The organism is Streptomyces sp. NBC_00986 (assembly GCF_045162565.1).
GTDB lineage: Bacteria > Actinomycetota > Actinomycetes > Streptomycetales > Streptomycetaceae > Streptomyces.
This window is the reverse complement of record NZ_CP108733.1, coordinates 11687430-11710634: the sequence shown is the minus strand read 5'-3', so window position 1 is coordinate 11710634 and position 23205 is coordinate 11687430. Positions and strand designations below refer to the sequence as shown.

The 23205-nt window shown below is 71.2% G+C and carries 3 protein-coding genes and 3 pseudogenes; 1 reads left to right on the top strand and 5 read right to left on the bottom strand.

Annotation, left to right across the window (positions count from 1 at the left end; translation table 11 throughout):
* The first annotated feature begins 108 nt into the window (after positions 1–108).
* Positions 109–975, top strand: a complete 867-nt coding sequence (locus OG504_RS52650; protein WP_405987774.1) for a mycofactocin-coupled SDR family oxidoreductase — start codon at positions 109–111, stop codon at positions 973–975.
* Between the two features lie 83 nt (positions 976–1058).
* Here OG504_RS52650 and OG504_RS52645 read toward each other — a convergent pair whose 3' ends face one another.
* From OG504_RS52645 to OG504_RS52625, 5 genes and pseudogenes are all read right to left on the bottom strand, one after another.
* Positions 1059–2297 carry a cytochrome P450 gene (locus tag OG504_RS52645; RefSeq protein WP_405987775.1) on the bottom strand — a complete coding sequence of 413 codons (1239 nt, stop codon included), beginning with the start codon at positions 2295–2297 and terminating at the stop codon, positions 1059–1061.
* Positions 2298–2748: 451 nt separating this feature from the next.
* A pseudogene (locus OG504_RS52640) lies at positions 2749–11157 on the bottom strand (SDR family NAD(P)-dependent oxidoreductase); the annotation flags it as partial.
* Between the two features lie 30 nt (positions 11158–11187).
* Positions 11188–12105 (bottom strand): proline iminopeptidase-family hydrolase, encoded by a 918-nt coding sequence (locus OG504_RS52635; protein ID WP_405987776.1) that lies wholly within the window; start codon positions 12103–12105, stop codon positions 11188–11190.
* Positions 12106–12202: 97 nt separating this feature from the next.
* A pseudogene (locus OG504_RS52630) lies at positions 12203–12847 on the bottom strand (alpha/beta fold hydrolase); the annotation flags it as partial.
* 231 nt (positions 12848–13078) lie between these two features.
* Positions 13079–23182 (bottom strand): annotated as a pseudogene (locus OG504_RS52625) (SDR family NAD(P)-dependent oxidoreductase); the annotation flags it as partial.
* Between the last annotated feature and the right edge of the window lie 23 nt (positions 23183–23205).

The window sequence follows — 23205 nt, the reverse complement described above, 5'->3', positions numbered from 1 at the left end:
ACCCCGGAATAGGGGTCGACTGCCGTATCACCCGGGTCGGTACCGGCGATAGAAATTCAAATACGGCAGTGAAAGAAGAAGCAAGGTGAATGGGGAGGCAGGACGAAAATGAATCGAGTGGCAGGAAAGGTTGTCGCGATCACCGGCGCGGCACGTGGACTCGGCCGCAGCCATGCAGTGCGGCTGGCCGAGGAGGGCGCGGACATCATCGCGCTCGACGTGTGCCAGGACGCCTCGACCGCCGAGTACGCCGGCTCTCGGCCGTCGGACCTCGACGAGACCGCCCGCCTGGTGGAGAAGACGGGCCGCCGTGCGGTCGTCCGGCAGGTCGACGTACGTGACCGGAGCTCACTGTCCACCGCGCTGGACGAGGCGGTGGCCGAGCTCGGCCGTCTCGACGTCGTCATTCCCAACGCCGGTATCAGCCCCATGGGCCCCGACCGGCCCCTCAGCGCCTTCACCGAGACGCTCGACGTCAACTTCATCGGTGCGGCCAACACCGTGCACGCCGCCCTGCCGCATCTCGCCGAGGGCGGATCCGTCATCCTGATCGGCTCGGTGGCCGGCCTGATGCCGCGCTACGACGGCAACACGGGCGTCGGACACGGAGCAGCCGGTTACAGCCTGTCGAAGCACCTGCTCACCGAGTACGCGGACTGGCTGGCGATCCAGCTGGCCCCGTCCAACCGGCGGGTGAACGTGATCCATCCGACCAACGTGCCCACCGAACTGATCAAGAACGAGGCCGCCTACCGCACGTTCCGCCCGGACCTGGAGAACCCCACGGCCGACGACGTCGAGCCGGTCTTCAAGTCCGTGCACGGCATGCCGATCGCCTACGTGGAGACCGCCGACGTGTCGCACGCCGTCGTCTTCCTCGCCTCCGACGAGTCGCGCTACATCACCGGCGCCCAGCTGCGGATCGACGGCGGCATGGTGGCCAAACTGCAGGCGGGCTACGACCCCCGCGGCTGACACTGTCCCCCGCAGCACCAAGTGTGGAGCCCCGCCGGACGTCCGGCGGGGCTCCACACTTGGTGCCGGTACCCGGATCGCGCCTACTTGCCGAGGACCAGCGGCAGGTGGTCGAACCCGTGCAGACCCGTGGCAGTGCGCCACTGCGGTGTGCCCTCGATCTCGATCGTGGAGAAGCGGTTGATCAGGGCGGGCAGGATGACCTGCGCCTCCATCCGGGCCAGGTTGGCGCCCAGGCAGTAGTGCGCGCCGCCACCGAACCCGACGTGTGCCCCGTCGTTGCGGGTCAGGTCGAGCCGATCGGGGTCGGGGAACTGCGCAGGGTCGCGATTGGCGCCCGCCGTCATGAGGAAGATGAGCGAGTTCTCCGGGATGTCGTGCCCCCCGATGTGCAGCGGCTCCCCCGCCAGCCGGACGGTGCCGGAGATGGGCGTACCGTGCCGGATCAGCTCCTCGACGGCGCTCGCGGTGATGTCCGGATTCTCCCGCCACCGCTTGAGCTCGTCACGGTTCTCCAGGAGGGTCCACACACTGGTGCTGATCAGATTGGTCGTGGTCTCGAACCCGGCGATGAACAGGAAGGTCGACAGGCCCATCAGGTCCTCGTCGGAAAGCCGGCCCGCCTCCACCTCCGCCACCAGGCCCGAGATCAGGTCCTCACGGGGCTGGGCTCGCCGGTCCCGGAACAACTCCTCGAAGTGGCCGCGGAGTTCCTTGGTCGCCTCGTCCGCCCTGGCGAGTTCCTCCTCCGTGTAGGCGCCGCCGCCCCACACCCGCGTCCAGTCGTTCGCCAGCTCGTAGAAGAGCATGCCCTTCTCGCTGGGCACGCCGAGCAGTTCGCAGATCACCGCGACCGGGTAGGGGCTGGCGACCAGCTTCACCAGGTCGACGGGCGCACCGCCGCTCGCCTGCTCTGCGAGCACGTCCAGGTACTGCTCGGCGATCTTCTCTATGGAGCCGCGCAGCCTCTTGATGGCGGACGGGGTGAAGACCGAACTCGCCAGACTGCGCAGCGCGGTGTGCTCCGGCGGATCGAGGGTGACGAGGGCACGCAGGAACAGTCGCAGCGAGTCATGCTCCTCCCAGTCCTCACGCCGGATGGTCGCGGCCCGACCGCCGTTCTTCATGTTGGGCATCTTGGCCAGTTGCGACACCTCCTCATAACCGGTGACGGCGTAGGCCTGGAGAACCGGACTCCGGTAGACCCGGTCGACACGCCGCAGTGCCTCGTAGAGAGGGTAGGGATCGACCGGCATGGGCGGAGTGCCGAGTTTCGCCAGTGCGGCCTCGGCCTCCTCGATGAGTTCTTCTTGGGACGGCACGGAAATCATTTCTCCTATCCGCCTGGCGGGAAAACAAATCAATTCGACACCAGCAGGCTAGGGGCGGGGAGTTCTGGTACGAACCCCTATCCGCCCCTAGCCACGAACCCCTACCGACTGACTTGACCTGCCCTGATGATCGGGAATGACCTCGACCAAGGGGAAACTCCCGGTCGCGGCGTCAGGAAATTCCGAGTTCGTTGTCGAGCACTTCGAACAGTTCATCGTCGGTGGCCGCACCGAAGTCCTGCTTGAATTCTGCTGGTGCGGATTCGCCGTATGCGCCCTGCCACTTGCGCAGCAGTACGTCGAGCCGCGCGGCGACCTTGGAGTGCTCCGCTCCGGTCGGGGACAGTCCGCTCAGCGCGAGGTCCATCCGGTCGAGCTCGGCCAGCAGCGCCCGGACGCCGTCGCCCCGCGCGGGAGCGGCCGACTCGTCCAGGAAGGCGGCCACGGCCGCCGCCGAAGGATGGTCGAAGGCCAAGCTGGACGGCAGGACCAGACCGGTGACCGTGCCGAGCCGGTTGCGCAGCTCCACGGCGGCCATGGAGTCGAAACCCATCTCCTGGAAGGCCCGTTCGGGATCCACCGCGTCGGCGTCGGCGTGGCCGAGTACCGCGGCGGTGTGTGTGCGCACCAGGTCGAGCAACGACTGCCGGCGCTCCGGTGCGGCGAGAGCAGCGAGCCGCCGCCGGAATCCGTCCACGTCCTGGCGCTCGGCGGCGCTGCGGCGTCCCGGGGCTCGGACCGGCGCGGGAACGCTCGCTTCGTCCTCGGCACTCCGCGCGCCGAGGACAGCCAGGACCTCCGTGACGGGCCGGGTCACCATCGCCGCGACATCCACCACCGCACGCCCGGTCCCATCGGCCGCACTCAGCACGACACCGGACGCGCCGGCCCGGACGTGTACACGCAGCTCCGACGAACCGCCGGCGGACAGCAGCACACCCTTGTACGACTGCGCCCACATCGCTTCGTCGCCCGTCAGAGCGATGCTGTGGAGGGCGGCGTCGAGGAGGGCGGGATGCAGACCGAACCGGTCGGCCTCACCCGCCGCCTGCTCCGGCAGAACAACCTCCGCGAACACCTCACCGTCGCGCCGCCAGGCCGCCCGCAACCCCCGAAACACCGGCCCGTAGCCGAGTCCGACCCCCGCCAACTCCTCGTAGAAACCCCCCAGTTCCACCGGCTCCGCACCAACCGGCGGCCAGACGGCCAGGTCGTAGGACGGGGAGTCGGCGGCTGCCGCCAGCGTGCCGGTCGCATGGGTCGTCCACTCCGCGTCCGGTCCTGCGAGGTGCGGACGGCTGTAGACCGTCACCGGGCGGCGGCCCCTGTGATCCGGTGCCGCGACGACGACCTGGATCTGGATCTGGGAGTCCTCAGGCACCACCAACGGAACGGACAGCGTCAATTCCTCGACCGCCGAGCAACCGACCTCGTCCCCCGCCCGGACCGCCAACTCCACGAAACCGGTCCCCGGGAACAGCACACTGCCGCCCACGACATGATCCGCAAGCCAGGGCTGAGCAGCAGTCGACAGGCGCCCGGTCAGCACGACGGTGTCGCTGCCCGCCGGACCGACCACCGCCCCCAGCAGCGGATGACCCGGCGCGTGCAGACCTGCCGAGGCCACATCGGCGACCTGCTCCGAGGTCTCCAGCCAGTACCGCTGATGCTGGAAGGCATAGGTCGGCAGATCCGTGGCGCGGGCCCCGCACGGTGCGAAGAACGCCGCCCAGTCCACCTCCACACCCCGCGCCCAGATCCGGCCCAGAGCATCGATCAGCGTCCTGGCCTCGTCGCGGTCCTTGCGCAGCACCGGAACACACCCGGTCTCCGGGGCCATCGCCGACAGCACACCGTCCGGACCCAGCTCCACGAACGCATCGACACCCTGGTCCCGCAGATAGCTCACACTGTCCGCGAACCGCACCGCCTCACGCACATGCCGCACCCAGTACGCCGCATCCGGAACCACCGGCCCACCCGTCACGTTCGACACCAACGGGATCACCGGACTGCCATACGTCAGCCCGCCCGCCACCGCCGCGAACTCGTCCAGCATCGGCTCCATCAACGGCGAATGGAACGCATGACTGACCGCCAACCGCTTCGTCCGACGACCCTCGAAACGGGCCACCAAACGGTCCACATCCGCCTCAGCACCGGAAACCACCACCGCACGCGGCCCGTTCACCGCCGCAACCGACACCCGGCCCTGCAGCAACGCAACGACCTCGTCCTCGGCGGCCTCCACCGCCACCATCACACCGCCCGCCGCAAGCCCCTGCATCAACCGGCCCCGCGCCGCCACCAGCCGGGCCGCATCCGCCAGTGACAACACCCCGGCCACATACGCCGCCGCCACCTCACCCACCGAATGACCCGCCACATAATCGGGTGTGACACCCCACGACTCCAACAGCCGGAACAACGCCACCTCAACAGCGAACAACGCCGGCTGCGCAAACTCCGTACGATCCAGGCGGTCCTGATCACCACCCCACATCACCTCACGCAACGACCCGTCGACCAGCCCGTCGAAGCAGTCGAACACCTCGTCGAGGGATCGCGCGAACACCGGGAACGACGCGTACAACTCCCGGCCCATGCCGACGCGTTGGGCACCCTGACCGGTGAACAGGAACGCCGTCGATCCGGCCGAACGCGCCGTCACCGGCACCTGACCATTCGCCAGCGCGTCCAGACCCCGCAGCAACTCGTCCCGGTCCGACCCGACGACCACCGCGCGCCGCTCCAGCCCGGCCCGCCCTGTCCCCAGCGTCAACCCCACGCCCGCCAAAGGCAGTTCAGGCCGCTCCGCCACGAACTCCGACAGCCGGACCGCCTGCGCACGGACCGCGTCCTGCGACGCACCCGACACCACCCACGGCACCACCGCCGGAACCCCACCCCGCACCTCCGGCTCCACGACCGGCTCCGGCTCCGGCTCCGGCGCCTGCTCCACGATCACGTGCGCATTCGTGCCGCTGATGCCGAACGAGGAGATACCCGCCCGGCGCGGACGCCCACCTGCCTCGGGCCATTCACGCGCCTCGGTGAGCAGCTCGACCGCGCCCTCGTCCCAGTCGACCTGCGGCGTCGGCTCATCCACATGCAGCGTCCTGGGCAGGACGCCGTGCCGCATCGCCTCGACCATCTTGATGATCCCCGCCACACCGGCAGCCGCCTGAGTGTGCCCGATGTTCGACTTGACCGACCCCAGCCACAACGGCCCGGACTCCGCACGCTCTTGCCCGTACGTCGCCAAAAGCGCCTGCGCCTCGATCGGATCACCCAGCGTCGTACCGGTACCGTGCGCCTCCACCGCGTCGACATCCGCCGCCGACAGACCCGCGTCCGCCAACGCCTGCCGGATCACCCGCTGCTGCGCCGGACCATTCGGAGCCGTCAACCCATTGCTCGCACCGTCCTGATTGACCGCCGAACCACGGACGACCGCCAGCACCTTGTGCCCGAGCCGCTGGGCGTCCGACAACCGCTCCACCAGCAGCCAGCCGACACCCTCACTCCAGCCTGTACCGTCCGCGGCGGCCGAGAACGCTTTGCAGCGGCCGTCCGGAGACAGACCTCGCTGGGCACTGAAGTCGACAAAGGTGTCTGCGGTGGCCATGACGGTGACGCCGCCGGCCAGGGCCATGGAGCACTCACCGCGCCGCAGCGCCTGCGCGGCGAGGTGCAGGGCGACCAGGGAGGACGAGCACGCCGTGTCCACCGTCACCGCCGGACCCTCAAGACCCAGGCTGTACGACACCCGGCCGGAGAGGACACTGCTCGCGCGGCCGACGGCGGAGTAGCCGGAGAGTTCTTCGGGGAAGTGCGCGAGGTCACCGCCGTAGTCGTAGTAGGCGCCGCCGACGAACACGCCGACGCCCTGGCCACGCAGGGAGTGCGGGTCGATGCCCGCGCGTTCGAGGACCTCCCAGGAGGTTTCCAGGAGCAGCCGCTGCTGCGGGTCCATGGCGGTGGCCTCGCGGGGGCCGATCCCGAAGAAGCCGGCGTCGAAGTCGGCGACCGCGGGGAGGAATCCGCCGGTCATGGCATAGGTCTTGCCGGGGGTGCCCGGCTCGGGGTCGTACAGACCCTCGACATCCCAGCCCCGGTCCGCCGGGAACTCCCCGATACCGTCCCGGCCCTCGGCCACCAGCCGCCACAAGTCCTCCGGAGACTCCACACCCCCGGGAAAACGGCAACTCATCCCCACGATCGCCACCGGCTCGTCCTCCCGGAGCACAGCCGCCGGCAGCGGAACGGAGCCCGTCGCCGCGCCCGTACCGAGGAGCTCGGTGGTGAGGTGGTCGGTGAGCCGGTCGGGGGAGGGGTGATCGAAGACGGCGGTGGCGGGCAGGCGCAGGCCCGTGGCGGTGTGCAGGGCGTTACGGAACTCGACCGCCGTGAGGGAGTCGAAGCCCAGGTCGCGGAAGACTCGGTGGGCTTCGACGTGCTCGGTGGAGTCGTGGCCGAGGACTCGGGCGGCGTGCTCGCGCACCAGCTGGAGCAGGAGTGCGCGCTGTTGCGTGGGGGTGTGTCCGGCGAGGTCGGCGCGCAGGTGCGCGGCGGTGTCCTCCCCGGTGTCCTGGGCGGAAACCTGCTGTTCGGGGTCGGTGGCACCGAGCGCCTGCCGTGCTTCGGGGAGGTCGGCGAGCAGGGGGCTGGGGCGGGTTGCGGTGAAAGCGGCGGCGAAGCGGTCCCACTGGACGTCGGCGGCGGTGATCGTGGTCTCGTCCCGCTGGAGTGCCTGTTCGAGCGCGGTGACGGCGAGTTCGGGGTCCATGGGCGGCAGGCCGTGGCGGCGCAGCAGCAGCTCGTCGTCGCCCTGAGCTGCCATTCCACCACCGGCCCAGGGTCCCCACGCCACGGAGGTGGCCGTGAGTCCCTGTGCGCGGCGGCGCTGGGCGAGGGCGTCGAGCTGGGCGTTGGCGGCGGAGTAGGCGCCCTGGCCGCCGCTGCCCCAGACACCGGAAACGGAGGAGAACAGCACGAACGCGTCGAGGTCGGAGTCGGCGAGCAGTTCGTCCAGGTGGGACGCGCCTGCCACCTTTGCGCGGAGCGTGGCGGAGAACTCCTCGATGGTGGTGTCGCCGAGCGGCACGGTGGAGTCGACGCCGGCGGCGTGCACGACGGCCGTCACGGGGGTGCCGTTGTCGCGCTGTCGGGCGAGGAGGGCCGCGAGCTGGTCGCGGTCGCCGACGTCGCAGGCCGCCAGGTCGACCTCCGCGCCGAGCGCGGTGAGTTCTGCCCGCAGGTCTTCGGCACCGGGTGCCTGAGGGCCGCGGCGGCCGGCCAGGACGAGGCGGGTGGCGCCGGTGCGGGCCAGTCGGCGTGCCACATGGGCGCCGAGTGCTCCGGTGCCTCCGGTGATGAGGACGGTGCCGCCCGGCCGCCAGGGGGTGTCCGGGTGTGCGGTGGTACGGGGGGCCCGCACCAGACGTCGTACCAGAGTCCCCGAGGGACGCAGGGCGACCTGGTCCTCGCCGCTTTCGCCGGTGAGGACGGCGGCGAGGCGCGCCTCGGTGTGCTCGTCGACCAGGTCGGGCAGGTCGACGAGGCCGCCCCAGCGGGTGGGCTGTTCGAGGGCACGTACCCGGCCCAGGCCCCACAGGGCGCTCTGACCGGTGTCGGGTGACCCGTGGTCGTCGGTGGCGACCGCGCCGCTGGTGACGACCCAGAGCGGCGCCTCCAGGCGGACGTCGTCCTGCGCCTGGACGAAGGCGAGGGTCAGCGCGAGTGCGGTGCTGATCTCGGGGTGCAGGGGATGAGGTGTGTCGGCGAGGGGAAGCAGCGACAGGATGCCGGCGATCCGTCGGCCGGCCACGGCCTCGGCCAGCCGTGAGGCCCGTTCCTCGCGTCCGGCGCAGTCCGCGTCCAGGCCGAGGAGGATCGCGTGGGCTCCGTGTGCGGTCAAGGCGCGCGTGGCGGAGGTGACGAGCGGATGGCCGGCACCCTGTTCCTCGTGCAGGACGAGCCAGTCGCCGTGCAGCGCTTCCGCCCATCCGGGTTGCGTGTGGGGTACGGGCTTCCAGACGACCTCGTAGCGCCAGCCGTCGGGGCCGGTCGGGGCGGGGGCCGTGGCGGGGTCGGCGGCGTGGGCGCGGGGCCAGAACCGCTGGTGCTGGAAGGGGTAGGTGGGCAGGTCGATGCGGCGGCCGTCGGCGCCGTCGAGAAGTGCGGTCCAGTCCACTTCGGCGCCGGTGGTGTGCAGGTGGGCCACGGCGGTGAGCACGCTGTCGGGCTCGTCGCGGTCCGGGCGCAGCGCCGCGGCGAAGCGGGCGGTGACGTCGTCTGCGGTCAGGCAGTCCTCGCCCAGGGCGCTGAGCACTCCGTCCGGGCCGAGTTCGAGGTAGCGGGTGGCACCCTCCTGCTCCAGGGTGCGCATGCCGTCGAGGAAACGCACCGGCCGGCGTACATGGCTGACCCAGTAGTCGGCCGAGCAGAGCTCGGTGGTCAACAGGCGGCCGGTGACGTTCGAGACGAGCGGTATCTGTGGAGGGGCGTAGGCCAACTCGCCTGCTATCTGGGCGAATTCGGCCAGCATCGGCTCCATGAGCGGTGAGTGGAAGGCGTGGCTGACGGTGAGACGCTTGGTCTTGCGGCCGCGGGCGCGCAGGATGTCGGCCACCCGTGTGACGGCCGTCTCGGCGCCGGAGACGACCACGGCGGACGGTCCGTTGACCGCTGCGACGGAGGCCTCGCCGTCCAGCAGGGGAATCACCTCGGCCTCGGTGGCCTGTACGGCGGCCATGGCGCCGCCGGCGGGCAGTGCCTCCATGAGCCGGCCGCGCGCGGCGACGAGCCGGGCCGCGTCCTCGAGTGTCAGAACACCCGCGGCGTGGGCCGCGGCGAGTTCCCCGACCGAGTGTCCGAGCAGCAGGTCGGGGCGTACACCCCAGCCCTCCACAAGGCGGAACAGCGCGACCTGGAGAGCGAAGAGGGCTGCCTGTGTGTACTGGGTGCGGTCGAGGAGTGCCGCCTCGGCCGAGCCGGGTTCGGCGAACAGGACCGAGCGCACGGGCAGTGCCGGGCCGGCATCGGGGTGCCCGGTGAGGTGGCGGTCAAGTTCCCGGCAGACGGCGTCGAAAGCCTGCGCGAAGGCGGGGTAGGTGTCGTGCAACTCCCTTCCGGCGCCGACACGTTGGCTGCCCTGGCCGGTGAACAGGAATGCGGTCCGGCCGTCCCGGGCCCGGCCCTGGACGAGCCGCGCGGCCCGCTCGCCGCCGGCCAGCGCCCCGAGTGCGGTGAGCAGGCCCTCCCGGTCGTGGGCCGTGAAAGCGGCCCCGTACTCGAAGCGGGAGCGGGTCGTGGTCAGGGAGTGGGCGAGGTCGGCGGGGGTCTGCTCCGGATGTGCCGCCAGCTGGGCCCGCAGCCGCCCGGCCTGTTCCCGCAGGGCTGCCGGGGTCTTCGCGGAGACCGGTATCAGCAGGGGGGTGCCGCCCGCGGCCTGCCCCCCGGCCGGGGCCGGCTCCGCGGCCGGCTGTTCGGGCTGCTCGATGATGACGTGAGCGTTGGTGCCGCTGGCACCGAAGGAAGACACGCCGGCCCGGCGCAGCCGCCCGGTCTGCGGCCATGTCTGTTCCTCCGTCAGCAGGCGCACGTCGCCCCGGTCCCAGTCGACCTGTGTGCTCGGCTCGTCGACGTGCAGCGTCCTGGGCAGGATGCCGTGCCGCATGGCCTCGACCATCTTGATGATCCCCGCGACACCGGCGGCGGCCTGGGTGTGTCCGATGTTCGACTTGACCGAGCCGAGCCACAGCGGCCGGCCCTGCGGACGGTGCTGCCCGTACGTCGCCAGGAGCGCCTGCGCCTCGATCGGGTCACCCAGGGTGGTGCCGGTGCCGTGTGCCTCCACCGCGTCCACGTCCGCCGACGTCAGGCCGGCGTTCTCCAGTGCCTGCCGGATGACCCGCTGCTGGGCAGGTCCGTTGGGCGCGGTGAGGCCGTTGCTCGCTCCGTCCTGGTTGACGGCCGAGCCCCGTACGACGGCGAGGATCCGGTGCCCGTTGCGTCGGGCGTCGGAGAGGCGCTCCACCAGGAGCATTCCCACGCCCTCGCCCCAAGCGGTGCCGTCCGCGGCCGCCGCGAAGGGCTTGCAGCGCCCGTCGGGGGCGAGACCGCGCAGCGTGCTGAACTCGACGAAGGTCTGCGGGGTCGACATCACGGTCACACCGCCGACCAGCGCGAGCGAGCACTCGCCGGAGCGCAGTGCCTGGGTCGCCCAGTGCAGGGCGACGAGCGAGGACGAGCAGGAGGTGTCCACGGACACCGCGGGCCCTTCCAGGCCGAGGCTGTAGGCGACGCGGCCGGAGACCAGGCTGCCGTTGCCGGTTGCTGCGGTGTCCCCGCTGACGACGCCGTAGTCGTGGTAGATCACACCGGCGAACACACCGGCCTTCGTGCCGCGCAGCGTGGCCGGGTCGATCCGCGCGTGCTCGATCGCCTCCCACGAGGTCTCCAGGAGCAGCCGCTGCTGCGGGTCCATCGCCAGCGCCTCACGCGGGCTGATCCCGAAGAAGGCGGGGTCGAATTCCGCGGCGTCGTAGAGGAATCCGCCCTCGCGCACATAGCTCTTGCCCTCGGTGCCGGGTTCCGGGTCGTAGAGTCCCGCGGTGTCCCAGCCACGGTCGGCGGGGAACGGCGCCATGGTGTCCGCGCCGTCCACGACCAGGCGCCACATGTCTTCCGGGGAGTTCACCCCGCCGGGGAAGCGGCACGCCATGCCGATGATCGCAACCGGCTCGCCGACCTGTGCCGCCAGCCTGCTGTTCCGCTGCCGCAGCTGCTCGACCTCCATCAGCGTGTTGCGGAGCGCCTCGATGATCTCGTCCTTGTTCGCTTCCACCGCAGGGGTCCAATCGGTCGGGAGAGTCGGTCAGTCGAGGGAGTCCAGGAAGCCGGTCAGGATGCGGTAGAAGCGCTCCGGTTCCTCGATGTGGGGCACATGACTGGACTCCTCGAGGATTTCCCAGCGGACGTCCGGGATGAGATCGGCGTACGGCTGCACGGTCACCGGGGTCGCCTCGTCGTGGCGACCGGACAGCAGCAGGGTGGGCGCGGTGATGGCGGAGACGCAGTCGGTCACCGACCAGTCCCGCAAGGTGCCGGTGACGTGGAATTCCGTCGGCCCGTTCATGCTGAAGTAGACGGTGGGATCGTTGTAGATCTCCATGAAGGTGGCCAGGTACTCGCGGGGCCAGGGGTCCACCCGGCAGACGTGCTTGCGGTAGAAGTGCATGGCGGCGTCGAGGTATTCGGCGCTGTCGGTCGTCCCCGCCGCTTCGTGCCGCTTCAGTGTGTCGTCGACGCCAGGCGGCAGCGCGCTCCGCAGGACGGCCATCTCCTTCAGCCAGAGCCCGTACGAGGCCGGCGAGTTGGCGATGACGAGGCCGCGCAGCCCGTGCGGACGCGCCGAGGCGTGCTTGGCGGCGAGCAGCCCGCCCCACGACTGCCCGTACAGCAGATAGTCGTCGGCGACACCCAAGTGCTCCAGCAGGTTGCCGAGTTCGTCGAGGAAGAGCTGGACGGTCCAGAAGTCGGCGCCCTGGTGAGGCAGATGGGTGGAGCCGCCGTTGCCCAGCTGGTCGTAGTGCACGACGGGCCGGCCCTGCTCCTCGGCGAGCGAGGACAGGCCGAGGAGATAGTCGTGCGTGGCCCCGGGACCGCCGTGCACAGCGACGAGCGGAGTGCGCCCGGAGTGCAGATCGCCGGTGACCCGGTACCACGTCTCGTATCCGCGGAAGGGTGCGGTTCCCTTCTTCGCCGCCGCGAGGACGTTTCCGCTGGGCGCCATTCCCACCACCTGATTCAAGAGACGAAGCCGTGTTCACAGTCCTATGGAGAGGTCCTGCAGAGACCCTTGACGGTCGCCGGAGAGGTCCGGACCGGGGTCAGTCGAGTGAGCGGAGCCATTCCTCGATCAGCCGACCGGTCGATTCCGCTTCCTCTTCCACCAGTGCGAAGTGGTTTCCGTGCGCAAGCCGGAAGGTGTGCGCGGGGTCCCAGGGCTCGGCCCGCGGATAGTCCTCGGGGCGGATCGCCGGGTCGTCGTCCGGGATGAACGAGCCGCCCGCCCCGACGAACAGCACCGGCGCGTCGATGCCGGGCCGCTTGAAGTCGGGGAGCAGGTGGAAGTACCGGCTCATCGCCGACAGCCGCGCGCTGTCGTAAGGCCCGAAGGTCGATTCCATCTCCAGCATGCGGTACGTCATGTGCTGGAATCCCGGGGGCATTCCGTGGTCGTCGACGCTGTACGTGTCCAGGAGGACCACCCCGGCGGGACCGGTTCCCGTCGTCTCCTGCAGCCGGTGCGCCGTGCCGTAGGCGAGCAGGCCGCCGGACGAGTAGCCGACCAGGACGAACGGCTCGCCCTCGGCCGCCTCGAGGACGCTTGCCGCGAGGACGTCCACCACTGCGTCTGCGGAGGCGGGCAGGCTCTCGCCCTTGGCGAAGCCCGGCAGGGGAAGCGCCGACACCGGGCGTATGCCGCGGAAGGACGCGGCCAGCCGCGCGTGCTGCACGACTCCGCCCGCCACCATGGGGGTCGCGACGCAGATCAGGCGGGGGCGGTTCGGGCCGTCGGCCAGCCTGGCCGCGCTGGGCAGCCGGTCGAGGACCGCGCGCGTCTCGAACTGCGGCCGCAGATCGGCGACCGCCCGGAGCATCGCGAAACTCTTCGGGATGTCGCAGGTCAGGACGGATTCCCGGAACAGCGCGGTGAGCGTGTCCGCGGGCTCGTCCGCCGTGTCGGCGGCGGACGGCCCGGAGAGGCCGGCGGCAGCCATACGGCCGGACAGCTCCGCCCGCAGGAACCGGGCGAGCCCGGCCGGACTGTCGCTGTCGAAGACGACCGTGGGCGGAAGTCGAAGTCCGGTCTCCGAGGAGAGGGCACCACGCAGTTCGATCGCCGCGAGCGAGTCGAAGCCCGATTCGAGGAACCCGTGGTCGGGGTCGACGGCCCGGGTGTCGCCGTGTCCGAGCAGCCGGGCCGCGTGCGACAGCACCAGCTCCCGCAGCGTCTCTTCCCACTCGTCCTCCGGCAGGCCGGCCAGCCGGTCGCGCAGGGCGTTCGGATCGGCCTGTGGCTTGGCCGCGGCCCGCCGCCTGGCCGGAACCAGGGTCCGCAGCAGGTCGGGGACATCGGCCCCGGTCAGGGAAGGGACATCGAGGCGGATCGGCGCCAGCACGGGCCGGTCCCCGGCCATTGCCGCGTCCAGCAGGGCGAGTCCGTCCTCGGAGCGCAGCGGCAGCACACCGCCCTGCGCCATCCGCGAACGGCCGGCCTCCCCGAGCATCCCGGCCATCCCGCTGGTCTCTTCCCACATGCCCCAGGCCAGCGAGGTTCCCTTCAGACCCAGACCATGGCGATACGAGGCGAGCGCATCCAGGTAGGCGTTGGCCGCCGCGTAGTTGGCCTGCCCCGGAGAACCGAGGATGCCTGCCGCGGACGAGAACAGGACGAACGCCGACAGGTCCATCCCGGCCGTCAGCTCATGCAGGTACCACGCCGCGTCCGCCTTCGCTCCCAGCACCGCATCCACCCGCTGCGGAGTCAACGACCCCAGCACACCGTCGTCCAACACGCCTGCGGTATGAATCACCGCCGACAGCGATCGTCCCTCCAGCACCCCCGCCAACGCCGACCGGTCCGCCACGTCACACGCCACCACCTCAACGGACGCGCCCACGGCCGTGAGCTCCTCGGCCAGCGCAGCGGCGCCCGGCGCCCCCGGGCCCCGACGAGAGACCAGCAGCAGTTCCCGCACGCCGTGCTCGGCCACCAGATGCCGGGCCACCAAGGCACCCAGACCACCCGTACCGCCCGTCACCAGCACCGGGCCGTCCAGCACCAGCGCTCCCGCCTCCACCGCGGCGCGGACCAGCCGGGCCCCGTGCACCACACCGTCGCGCACCGCCACCTGCGACTCACCCGCACCCAGCACCAGCGGCAGCTCCTCCAACCGGGCATCCGCCAGAACGATCCGGCCCGGCTCCTCCGACTGCGCCGACCGCACCAACCCCCACACCCCACCAGCAGCCACATCCACCACCGGCTCACCACCCACACTCACCGCACCCTCGGTCAACACCACCAACCGAGACCCCACAAACCGCTCCCCCACCAAAAACTCCTGCACCACACCCAAAACCCGATGCAGACCCCCATGCAGTTCCCCGGACCCACAGCGCAGCACCACCGTCGGCGGCACCACCTCACCGAACCCGCCCCACTCCGCCCACTCCGCATCAACCACCGGAACCACCGGCACCACCGGCACCACCGGCACCACCGGCCACTCCACCGCGAACAGCCACTCCCCCGCACCAGAGCCCCGCGCCGCAGCCAACTGCCCTGCATCCACCTCCCGCACCACCAACGAACCCACCGACACCACCGGCCGGCCCACACCATCAGTGGCGAACAGCTCCACCCCGCCGTCGACCGGCGCGAGCCGAACCCGCAGCACGGAAGCCCCTGAAGCGTGCAGTGAGACCCCCTCCCACAGGAACGGCAACGCGATCCGTTCCTGTGCTTTCTCTCCGAGTCCGGTGGCGTGGAGGGCGGCGTCGAGGAGGGCGGGGTGCAGACCGAACCGGTCGGCCTCACCCGCCGCCTGCTCGGGCAGGGCGACCTCGGCGAAGACCTCTCCGTCGCGCTGCCAGGCCGCCCGCAGCCCCTGGAACACCGGGCCGTACTCCAGACCGGCAGCCGCCAACGTGTCGTAGAAGCCCTCCAGTTCCACCGGCTGCGCACCCGCCGGTGGCCAGACGCTCAGGTCGTAGGACGGCTCCTCGGCGGAGGATGCCAGGGTGCCGGTGGCGTGTGTGGTCCATCCACCGCCCGACTGCGGGCGGGCATGCACAGTGACCGCACGACGGCCCACACCGTCCGCCGCCCCCACCACAACCTGAACCTGCACCGGCACGTCCGACAGCAGCACGAGCGGAGCCGCCAGCGTCAGCTCCTCCACCACCGGGCAGCCGACCTCGTCCCCCGCCCGGACCGCCAGCTCGACAAAGCCGGTCCCCGGGAACAGCACACTGCCGCCCACGACATGATCCGCAAGCCAGGGCTGCGCCGACACCGACAGGCGCCCGGTCAGCACGACGGTGTCGCTGCCCGCCGGACCGACCACCGCCCCCAGCAGCGGATGACCCACCGCGTGCAGACCTGCCGAGGCCACGTCGGCGACCTGCTCCGAGGTCTCCAGCCAGTACCGCTGATGCTGGAAGGCATAAGTCGGCAGATCCGTGGCGCGGGCCCCGCACGGTGCGAAGAACGCCGCCCAGTCCACCTCCACACCCCGCGCCCAGATCCGGCCCAGAGCATCGATCAGCGTCCTGGCCTCATCACGGTCCCGCCGCAGCACCGGAACACACCCGGTCTCCGGGGCCATCGCCGACAGCACACCGTCCGGACCCAGCTCCACGAACGCATCGACACCCTGGTCCCGCAGATAGCTCACACTGTCCGCGAACCGCACCGCCTCACGCACATGCCGCACCCAGTACGCCGCATCCGGAACCACCGGCCCACCCGTCACATTGGAGATCAGCGGGATCACCGGGCTGCCGTATGCCAACTCCCCCGCCACGGCGGCGAACTCGTCCAGCATCGGCTCCATCAACGGCGAATGGAACGCATGACTGACCGCCAACCGCTTCGTCCGACGGTCGGTGAAATGCCCCACCACCCGCTCGACGTCCGCCTCAGCACCCGAAACCACCACCGCACGCGGCCCGTTCACCGCCGCAACCGACACCCGGCCCTGCAACAACGGAACGACCTCGTCCTCGGCGGCCTCCACCGCCACCATCACACCGCCCGCCGCAAGCTCCTGCATCAACCGGCCCCGCGCCGCCACCAGTTGGGCCGCATCCGCCAGTGACAACACCCCGGCCACATACGCCGCCGCCAGCTCACCCACCGAATGACCCGCCACATAATCGGGTGTGACACCCCACGACTCCAACAGCCGGAACAACGCCACCTCAACAGCGAACAACGCCGGCTGCGCAAACTCGGTGCGATCCAGGCGGTCCTGATCACCACCCCACATCACCTCACGCAACGAGGCATCGAAGCAGTCCAGCACCTCATCCAACGCCCGGGCGAACACCGGGAACACCTCATACAACTCCCGGCCCATGCCGACGCGTTGGGCACCCTGACCGGTGAACAGGAACGCCGTCGATCCGGCCGAACGCGCCGCCACCGGCACCTGACCATTCGCCAGCGCCTCCAGACCCCGCAGCAACTCGCCCCGGTCCGCACCGACGACCACCGCGCGCCGTTCCAGCCCGGCCCGCCCTGTCCCCAGCGTCAACCCCACGCCCGCCAAAGGCAGTTCAGACCACCCCGCCACGAACTCCGACAGCCGGACCGCCTGGGCGCGTACCGCGTCCTGCGACGCACCCGACACCACCCACGGCACCACCGGCAGCGGGGTGAGGTCCTCCGGCTCGGCCGGCTGTTCCGGCGCCTGCTCCACAATCACGTGCGCATTCGTGCCGCTGATGCCGAACGAGGAGATACCCGCCCGGCGCGGACGCCCACCTGCCTCGGGCCACTCACGCGCCTCGGTGAGCAGCTCGACCGCGCCCTCGTCCCAGTCGACCTGCGGCGTCGGCTCATCCACATGCAGCGTCCTGGGCAGGACGCCGTGCCGCATCGCCTCGACCATCTTGATGATCCCCGCCACACCGGCAGCCGCCTGAGTGTGCCCGATGTTCGACTTGACCGACCCCAGCCACAACGGCCCGGACTCCGCACGCTCTTGCCCGTACGTCGCCAAAAGCGCCTGCGCCTCGATCGGATCACCCAGCGTCGTACCGGTACCGTGCGCCTCCACCGCGTCGACATCCGCCGCCGACAGACCCGCATCCGCCAACGCCTGCCGGATCACCCGCTGCTGCGCCGGACCATTCGGAGCCGTCAACCCATTGCTCGCACCGTCCTGATTGACCGCCGAACCACGGACAACCGCCAGCACCCTGTGCCCCAGCCGCTGCGCGTCCGACAACCGCTCCACCAGCAGCCAGCCGACACCCTCACTGAACCCGGTGCCGTCCGTGTCCGCTGCGAACGCCTTGCAGCGGCCGTCGGGAGCCAGGCCGCGTTCGCGGCTGAACTCGACCAGCATGTCCGGGGTTGCCATGACGGTGACGCCGCCCGCGAGGGCCAGCGTGCACTCGCCCGAGCGCAGCGCCCGTACGGCGAGGTGCAGGGCGACCAGGGACGACGAGCACGCCGTGTCCACCGTCACCGCCGGACCCTCAAGACCCAGGCTGTACGCCACCCGGCCGGAGGCGATCGAACCGGCGTTGGTGTTGTGCGCGTAGTCGTGGTACATCATCCCGGCGAAAACGCCGGTCCGGCTGCCGCGCAGTGTGTGGGGGTCGATGCCGGCCCGTTCCAGGGCCTCCCAGGAGGTTTCCAGGAGCAGCCGTTGCTGCGGGTCCATGGCGGTGGCCTCGCGGGGGCCGATCCCGAAGAAGCCGGCGTCGAAGTCGCCTGCCTCGTGGAGGAATCCGCCCTGGCGGGTGTAGCAGGTGCCCTCGGTGGACGGGTCCGGGTCGTAGAGACCGGCGAGGTCCCAGCCGCGGTCGGACGGGAAGTCAGCGATCGCGTCGCCGCCGTCCGCGAGCAGCCGCCACAGGTCCTCGGGGGAACCGACGCCTCCCGGGAAGCGGCAGCTCATCCCCACGATCGCGACCGGCTCGTCGGGCGAGGCGGACATCGACGGCTCGGCGGGTGCCCGCCGTGCGGGTTTCACATCGTCCAGGTCGGCCACCAGACGCCGGACGAGGGCCAGCGGAGTCGGGTGGTCGAAGACGAGCGTGGCCGGCAGGCGCAGGCCGGTGGCCTCGCTGAGCGCGTTGCGGAACTGGACCGCGGCGAGCGAGTCGAACCCCAGGTCCTTGAAGGTGAGCTCGGGGCTGATGTGCGCGGCTCCGGCATAGCCGAGGACGGCCGCGGCCTGGGTGCGCACCATGTCCAGGACGAGGTCGCCCCGCTCGCGTTCGGACAGGCCGGCGAGTCGTTCGCGCAGCCCCTGGTTGTCGGTGGTGGTCGCGGCGGCGCGCCGGGGGGTGCCGCGGACGAGTCCGCGCAGCAGGTCGGGCACGTCGGTCCCGGCCAGGGCGCGGGTGTCGAGGTGGATCGGCGCCAGCGCGGGGCGGCCGTCGGCGATGGCCGCATCCAGCAGCGCCAACCCGTCCTGCGATGCCAGCGGCAGCACACCACCCTGCGCCATCCGAGAGCGGTCGGCCTCGCCGAGTCCCTCGGTCAGACCGCTGGTCTGTTCCCACAGGCCCCAGGCCAGCGATGTCGCCTTCAGGCCGAGGCTGTGGCGGTGCGCGGCGAGGGCGTCCAAGTAGGCGTTGGCCGCAGCGTAGTTGGCCTGCCCCGGAGAACCGAGGATTCCCGCCGCGGACGAGAACAGCACGAACGCCGACAGGTCCATCCCCGCCGTCAGCTCATGCAGATACCGGGCCGCATCCGCCTTCGGAGCAAACACCCCGTCCAGCCGCTCCGGCGTCAACGACGACACAACACCGTCGTCCAGCACACCCGCCGTATGAACCACCGCAGTCAAGGAGCGGTTTTCCAGCACCGCCGAGAGTGCCGAACGGTCCGCCACGTCACACGCCACAATCTCAACCGCAGCACCCAACTCCGCCAGCTCCAAAGCGAGTTCGGCTGCTCCGGGGGCGTCCGGCCCCCGACGAGAGACCAGCAGCAGCTCCCGCACGCCGTGCTCGGCCACCAGATACCGGGCCACCAACGCACCCAGACCACCCGTACCACCCGTGATCAGAACCGGACCCACGCCGTACGACGGCCGCACATCCACGTCCACCCCGGCACGCACCAGCCGGGCCCCGTGCACCACACCGGCCCGCACCGCCGCCTGCGACTCACCCGAACCCAAGACCAGGGCCAGATCACCCAGCTGACCATCGGCCAGGACGATCCGGCCCGGCTCCTCCGACTGCGCCGACCGCACCAACCCCCACACCCCACCACCGGCCACATCCACCACCGGCTCACCACCCACACTCACCGCACCCTCGGTCAACACCACCAACCGAGACCCCACAAACCGCTCCCCCACCAAAAACTCCTGCACCACACCCAAAACCCGATGCAGATCCCCACCACCAACCCGCAGAACCACAACCTCCGGAACCACATCCCGAACGTCATCCCACTCAACCCACGACACCTCAACAACCTCAGCCACCGGCACCACCGGCCACTCCACCGCGAACAGCCACTCCCCCGCACCAGAGCCCCGCGCCGCAGCCAACTGCTCCGCGGAAACCTCCCGCACCACCAACGAACCCACCGACACCACCGGCCGGCCCACACCATCTGCGGCGAGGACCTGGAGCCCGTTCTCCGAGCGGGTGAGACGGACGCGGAGCGTCGAGGCGCCGGTGGCGCGCAGGGTCACGGCGGTCCAGGCAAACGGCAGTGCGGCGGCGCCGTCGGCGACCACTCCGGTCAGAGCGCCGCCGTGCAGGGCGGCGTCGAGGAGCGCCGGATGCAGACCGAAGCGTTCCGCGTCGCCCGCCGCCTGCTCGGGCAGGGCGACCTCGGCGAACACCTCGCCGTCCCGCCGCCAGGCCGCCCGCAGCCCCCGAAACACCGGCCCGTACTCCAGACCGGCAGCCGCCAACTCCTCGTAGAAGCCCGCCAGGTCCACCGGCTCCGCACCTACCGGCGGCCAGACGGCCAGGTCGTAGGACGGGGAGTGGGCGGCTGCCGCCAGCGTGCCGGTCGCGTGCAGAGTCCAGGCGGCTCCTTCCACGCCGTCGCTCTCCGGGCGGGCGTAGACGGAGAGCGGGCGGTGGCCCGTCGCGGTGACGGCCTCGACGACGACCCTGATCCTGACCGCGGTGTCGTCCGGCAGGACCAGGGGGGCGCAGAGGGTCAGTTCCTCCACGACGGGGCAGCCGGTCTCGTCGCCCGCCCTGATCGCCACCTCGACGAAGCCGGTGCCGGGGAACAGCACCGTCCCGCCGGCGGCGTGGTCGGTCAGCCAGGGCTCGGTCCTGGGCGCGAGGCGTCCGGTGAGGACGAGCGGTCCGTGCGGGTCGCCTTCGACCGGGTCGAGGGCGGCGCCGAGGAAGGGGTGTTCGATGGGGCGCTGGCCCAGGGTCCGGGCGTCGGTCGTGCCGGAGGCGGACGGGGTATCGATCCAGTAGCGCTGCCGTTGGAAGGCGTACGTCGGCAGGTCGACGGCGGCCGGGGTGTGCCCGGTGAGGAGAGAGCTCCAGTCGACGGGGGCGCCCCGGGTGTAGGCGTCCGCGAGGGACAGGGCATAGCGGCGCGGGCCGCCGTCCTCGCGGCGCAGCGACTCCACGGAGGCCGCGACGGCGCCGGTCTCGGCGATGCTCTCCTCGATGCCGGGGCGCAGCACCGGGTGCGGGCTGCACTCGACGAACAGGCCGTAGCCGTCGGCGAGGAGGGCACGGGTGGCCTGCTCGAACTCGACGGTGGAGCGCAGGTTGCGGTACCAGTAGCCGGCGTCGAGCCGCTCGGTGTCGGTGCGGGCGCCGTGCAGTGTGGAGTAGAAGGCGATGTCGGTGGCGCGCGGCGCGACGGGCGCGAGGAGTTCGGCGAGTTCGGCTTCGAGCGCGTCGACGTGGACTGAGTGCGCGGCGAAGTCGACGCCCGGGATGGCCCAGCGCATGGTGCCGGAGCGGGCCAGGGTGGTGCCGAGTTCGGCGAGGGCGTCGGCGTCGCCGGAGACGACGACGGCACTCGGGCCGTTCACGGCGGCGATGGAGACCCGGCCGTCGAGGGGGGCGATCTTCTCGCGCACCCAGTCGACGGACTGAACGATGGACAGCATGCCGCCGCGGCCCGCGAGGGCGCGCAGCGCCTTGCTGCGCAGGGCGACGATGCGGGCGCCGTCCTCCAGGGTGAGGGCGCCCGCGACGCAGGCGGCGGCGATCTCGCCCTGCGAGTGCCCGACGACGGCGGCGGGCTCGACACCGTACGAACGCCACAAGGCGGCGAGGGAGACCATCACGGCCCACAGTGCCGGCTGCGCGACGTCGACGCGGTCGAGGGAGGGGGCGTCCGGTTCCTGGCGCAGGACCGCGGTCAGCGACCAGTCGATGAAGGCGTCGAGGGCACGGGCGCACTCGTCGACACGGGCGGCGAACACCGGCGCGGTGTCGAGAAGTTCGGCGGCCATGCCGGGCCAGTGGGAGCCCTGCCCCGGGAAGACGAACACGGTCTTGCCGGGGGTGGTTCCGGTGCCGCGGACCAGTGCCTCGTGGGGCGCGCCGTCGGCGAGCGCCTGAAGGGCGCGGGTGAACTCGTCCTGATCGTCGGCGAGGACGACGGCACGGTGGGCGAAGGTGGCGCGGGTGGTGAGCAGCGCGTGCCCGAGGTCGGCGGGCGCGGTGCCCGGGTGGTCCGCCAGGTGCGCGGCGAGGCGCTCGGCCTGGGCGGTGAGGGCCTGGGCGCTCTTGGCGGAGAGGATCCAGGGCAGCAGGGCGCCGGAAGCCGGGGGGGTGTGGGGCTCGGCCGGGACGGGTTCGGTGTCCTGCTCGATGATGACGTGGGCGTTGGTGCCGCTGACGCCGAAGGAGGAGATGCCGACGCGACGCGGCGCGCCCGTCTCGGGCCACTCCCGGGCCTCGGTCAGCAGCCGTACCTCGCCCTCCGTCCAGTCGACCTGCGGCGTCGGCTCGTCCACGTGCAGCGTCCTGGGCAGGACGCCGTGCCGGATCGCCTCGACCATCTTGATGATCGCGCCCGCGCCCGCCGCCGCCTGGGTGTGCCCGATGTTCGACTTGAGCGAACCCAGCCACAGCGGCCGTCCCCCGGAGCGGTTTTGGCCGTACGTGGCGATCAGGGCCTGTGCCTCGATCGGGTCGCCGAGTTTGGTGCCGGTGCCGTGGCCTTCGACGGCGTCGATCTGCTCGGGCGCAAGGCGGGCATTGGCCAGCGCCTGGCGGATGACGCGCTGCTGTGCCGGACCGTTGGGCGCGGTCATGACGCTGGATGCGCCGTCCTGGTTGACGGCGGTGCCGCGGACGACGGCGAGCACGCGGTGTCCGTTGCGGCGGGCGTCGGAGAGGCGCTCGACCAGCAGCATGCCCACGCCTTCGGACCAGTTGGCGCCGTCGGCGGCGCCCGCGAAGGACTTGCAGCGGCCGTCGCGCGCCATGGCCTGCTGGCGCGAGTACTCGACGAACGTCTCCGGTGTGGCCATCACGGCGACACCGCCGGCGAGCGCCAGCGTGGACTCGCCGGAACGCAGCGACTGCAACGCCTGGTGCAGGGCGACGAGCGACGACGAGCACGCCGTGTCGACGGTGACCGACGGACCTTCGAGGCCCAGCACGTACGAGACCCGGCCGGAGGCGATCGCACCCGCGTTGTTGTTGTACGCGTAGTCGTGGTACATCATCCCGGCGAACACACCGGTCCTGCTGCCGCGCAGGCTCACCGGATCGATGCCCGCCCGCTCCAGCGCCTCCCACGACGCCTCCAGGAGCAGCCGCTGCTGCGGGTCCATGTAGAGGGCGTCGTTGGGGCTGATGCCGAAGAACGCCGGGTCGAACTCGGCGGCGTCGTAGAGGAACCCGCCCTGGTCGACATAGCTCGTCTCGGGGCGTTGTCCGGTCGGGTCGTAGAGGTGCTCGACGTCCCAGCCGCGGTCGGCGGGGAAGGTGCCGATGGCGTCCGTGCCGTCGGCGACCAGCCGCCACAGGTCTTCGGGGGAACCGACGCCGCCGGGGAAGCGGCAACTCATTCCGATGATCGCGATGGGCTCCGATGCTGCGGCGGTGAGCTCTTTGTTCTGCCCGCGCAGGCGCTCGGTCTCCTTGAGGGAGGCCCGCAGGGCGGCGACGAGTTTCTCTTCGG